This is a genomic window from Citrobacter sp. S55_ASV_140 (assembly GCF_018919505.1).
Taxonomy (GTDB): Bacteria; Pseudomonadota; Gammaproteobacteria; order Enterobacterales; family Enterobacteriaceae; genus Citrobacter; species Citrobacter werkmanii.
Genome location: NZ_JAHLQZ010000269.1, coordinates 1 through 4227, shown reverse-complemented (window position 1 = coordinate 4227; position 4227 = coordinate 1). Strand labels below are relative to the sequence as shown.

The window sequence follows — 4227 nt, the reverse complement described above, 5'->3', positions numbered from 1 at the left end:
CTATCAGATTGACCGCCTGCGGGTAAAACCCCTGTTCATCTCGCGCCAGGCAGGCATCTCGTAGCAATGGCGCCCAGCACATCATATGGTGATGCAAAAAGTAATACTGCGCAGATACCGCCTCCTCTTTAGCAACCATCTTCGCCATCAATGCCAGTTGAATGGCGATATGATCGGATGGCTCATTTTCCCGCGCGGTCAGACCGTGTTCGATCAGCAGCACATTCATTTGCTGACGTTCTGCTGACGCGGTCGTATGCGGATAGTGCCCTGCATAGGGAGAAACTCCGCCAGGCGGCGCCAGCAGAAACAGCGAGGCAAAATCCGCGGCGAGTTCCAGCTGTCGGGAATCACGGCGTAAAATTCGGGTCAGACTACGCTCAAAATGCTTAACCTTGCCAGACAATCCAGGAATCGCCGCCAGTGAGACAATCCACGCCCGATTATCGTCGTTTTCAAGGCTGGCAAGTTGCTTTTCGTCCAGCTCACGGAACAGCAATTGCGAGAACCACTGGTACATGTCCACCCGCTGCTGATGTATTTGGTTATGCTGCACTTCCCCCCTCCTCTTTTACTGTCTCCGGGCCGCCGAATGCCGTTACCGGTGGCGCTTTTTTCTGCTGATAACGTTCGACCTCCACCAGCACGGTATGCGCTGAAGGGCCTTGCGCCAACTGTGAAGTACCAATATCGGCGCTCAGGACATTCGGGTCGCCATAAGTGCATAACGTCCCGGCTTTTCCACCCTCCTGCGGGGAATACCAGGCCCCTTCATGAATGCGGATTACGCCAGGGGTAAAATCCGGGCTAATCACCACCCCAGCCAGCACCTGACCACGGTCATTGAAGACGCGAGCGATATCACCTGCTTTCAGACCACGGGCAGTGGCATCCTGCGCGCTGATATAAAGCGGTTCTCTTCCGGTAACCGCATAGGTATTGCGAAACGCCTCGCTCGAGCACAACTGCGAGTGCAAACGTTTATCCGGATGGCAGGATTGCAGATGCAGCGGATATTTATTTTTTTTAGCGGCATGATTACGTTCAAACGGTTCCATCCATACCGGATGACCGGGACAATCCTCGTAAGCAAAGCCAGCAATGGTTTTACTGTAGATTTCAATCAGACCTGACGGCGTTCCCAGGGGATTAAGATCTGGTTGGTCGCGAAACTCACCGTGACGCACCCACGGCTGTCCGGCCGGATATTCAATGTATCCTTCGCCCTGCCAGAACGTCGTAAAGTCCGGTAAGGAGACACCGAGCGACGCGCCCATCTTCACACCTTCGTCGTAGAGCGCCTGTATCCACTGCATTTCATCACGGTTCTCGCGGTACACCGCCTCTTTATCAAAGCGCTTACATAATCCGGCAAAAACGTCAAAATCATGCCGCGCTTCATATTGCGGTTTAACAATCTGATGCAGGGCCATCAGCCCTTTGTTCGAATGCGTACCAAACTGTTCAATATCGTTACGTTCAAAGCGGGTGGTAACAGGCAGGACGATATCGGCAAATCGACACGACGCGGTCCATTGATGCTCCAATACCACCACGGTTTCCAGCTTCTTCCATGCCTTGATCATGCGATTACGATCCTGCTGCGCATGGAATGGATTCGCCGCGCTGTAGATCGCCATTTTAATATCAGGCCAGGTTAACGTTTCGCCGTTAAAGGCAACCTTTTTGCCCGGCTCCAGCAGGCAGTCAACGATGCGTGAGGTGGGGATATGCTCCGATGCGCCGCGAAAATCCGCTTTATACTTCGCCGGTGGAGGATTCGCGATCCCTCCCAGCCCGGACAGTACAGGTCCGGTGGATGTCACCGTACCACCGCCGTTGTAATGCCAGCCAAACCCTACGCCGCCGCCCGGCAAGCCAATTTGCCCAACCATACTGGCCAGCACCACCAGCATCCAGGGATACTGTTCGCCATGATGCATGCGTTGTACGCACCAACCGCCCATAAATTGGGTCCGGCCTTTGACCAGCAAGCGGGCGAAATCACGGATCTGCTCCGCCGTCAGGCCACAGATTTGCGCTGCCCATTCGGCATTTTTCGGCTGCTTATCACTCTCCCCAAGCAGATAGGGCAAAAACTGCTCAAAACCCACGGTGTAATCGTTAATAAACGCCGTGTCATACAGTTTTTCTTCATACAGCGTATGGGCGAGTGCCAGCATTAACGCGACATCGGTTTGTGGTCGTAGCGCCAGTTGTTCACAGCCAAGGTAGTTTTGCGATTTGCTACGCACTGGATCGACGCTGATAACGCGCATTTTACCCTGCGCAACCGCTTCTTTAATCTGTTGCCAGTAGCCAAACGCATCGTGATCGGGAACCAGGAACTCGATCTGCAAGTTTTTGATCGGATCGCACCCCCACAGCACGATGGTATTACTGTTCTGAATAACCAGCGGCAGTGACGTTTGCTGTTCATAAACTTCCAGCGAACCAATCACATGCGGCAAGATAACCTGCGCAGCTGCTGCAGAGTAGTCGCCAACGGTCGTCACATAGCTACCATGCAGACCAAGCCCTCTGTCCATCGCCCCGCCCGCTTTATGGTATTTCCCTACCATTTGCCAGTCGGCCAGCCCGGTAAATACCCCCGATGAGCCGTAGGTTTTTTGTACCCGTTCCAGCTCTTCGTAAAACAGATCCAGCGCCTGATCCCAACTTACCCGCACAAAACGATTATCTCCGCGCTGGCTGCGATCCGATTTCTCGCGTTTACGTAACCAGTCCAGACGAACCATTGGATAACGCACCCGCGACGGGTTATAGACCACTTCACGCACCGCGTTCAGCATATCGCAAGGGTATTTGTCATGTTTGAAAGGCCGGGTTTCTGTCCACTCGCCGTTGACAACCTTGGCTTCAAAAGCGCCAAAATGCGAACCGGATTGAATCCACTGTGCGGGGTTTTCTCCCGCTGCCCATACTTTTGATATCAGCGGATTCGGCGCCAGCGCACTGGCCGCGCCCACCGCTAACATACCGCTCAGAAAACGGCGGCGAGACGGGTTAAATTCATGAATATCCATATATTTTCCTTAATTTTTGTTAGGTTCAGAGACATCGTTGGCATGGGTCTGGAGGTATTTCAACAACGTACGTTCTTCCACCGGATTCAGTCGGTAATAGGTGGACATCGCTTTCAATCCGGCGATCCAGCCGTTGGCGGTATATCGGGTCGTAGGAGGAGTGCTATGACAGGCGCTACAGGTCGATTGCAGCATTTGATCCGAATATTCCCAGATCGGTGCAATATTGCTGATAAGCCCCTGGGCGGAGGTCCAGGCGGTCACGCTCACCTGCTGCCATTGCTGGTGTGAGTCAGGATCGACCTGGGTTTGTAGTACTTTTACGTTCGCCATCAAGGCGTCATCAAGCACGGCCGAGAATACACGCTTACCCATATACTGGGTTATCACCCGCCCGCGTCCTTTGCTTTCACGCCAGCCCGTCAGTTCAAGCTGCACGTTGCTGCCCTCTTTTTTCAGCACTTTGACCTCGGTGGCAGGAAATAACAGCGCTTTACCTGCGGGGCTTCCGGCCGTTGCCGTCAATGCTTTTTCGCTTAACGAGAACAGCGTGCTCGCATTCGATAAAGACGCTCCCTGCTGCTGCAACTGCTTATAGCGATCGCGGAAACCGCTGCTCATATCGGGTTTGTGATGGGCAATACCTTTATGGCAATCAATACAGTTGCTGTCTTTTGCCGCCGCCGCGGTCATTTGCGCCGCCGCATTCGCAGATTGTTTGCCGTGATCCATCGCCTCATAGCTGTGGCAAGATTTACATGCCGCCGAATTGTTAGCGCTCATTCGCGCCCACTCTCGCTGGGCCAATTCCGCTCGTTTTGCGGCAAATTTTTCAGGGGTATCAATCGAAGGAGAGATAAAGGTGTGGTAGAGGTCGTTTAAGGCTTCCGTTTTACGAACCAGCGTCGGGACGATCCCTGGAGGAATATGACAATCCTTACACTCAGCACGCACGCCAGAAGCATTGCGAAAATGCACGCTGGTTTTATATTCCTCTCCTGGTGTACGCATCGAGTGACACGATAAACAAAATTCGGTGGTACTGGTGTAATGAACGCCTTGCCACGTCCCCCAAATTGCAAGGGCCATTGCTACTGCCCCGACGAATGCGCACCACAGTGCGTTCTTTCTTATCCACGACATGCTTGCCTCCATTTTTTTAATAGCGACACGCTAAGCG

Annotated in this window: 3 protein-coding genes; all 3 read right to left on the bottom strand. The window is 53.3% G+C overall.

The features are described from left to right. Positions 1–556 (bottom strand): molecular chaperone TorD (gene torD / locus KQJ18_RS22175; RefSeq protein ID WP_216422752.1); only part of this gene is annotated, 556 nt, incomplete at its 3' end. Next, positions 546–3047 (bottom strand): trimethylamine-N-oxide reductase TorA, encoded by a 2502-nt coding sequence (gene torA, locus KQJ18_RS22170; RefSeq protein ID WP_216422751.1) that lies wholly within the window; start codon positions 3045–3047, stop codon positions 546–548. The genes torD and torA, both read right to left, overlap by 11 nt. Positions 3048–3056: 9 nt before the next feature. Continuing rightward, positions 3057–4190, bottom strand: coding sequence for a pentaheme c-type cytochrome TorC (torC, locus tag KQJ18_RS22165; RefSeq protein WP_216422750.1), 1134 nt, complete (start codon positions 4188–4190; stop codon positions 3057–3059). Positions 4191–4227: the final 37 nt, after the last annotated feature.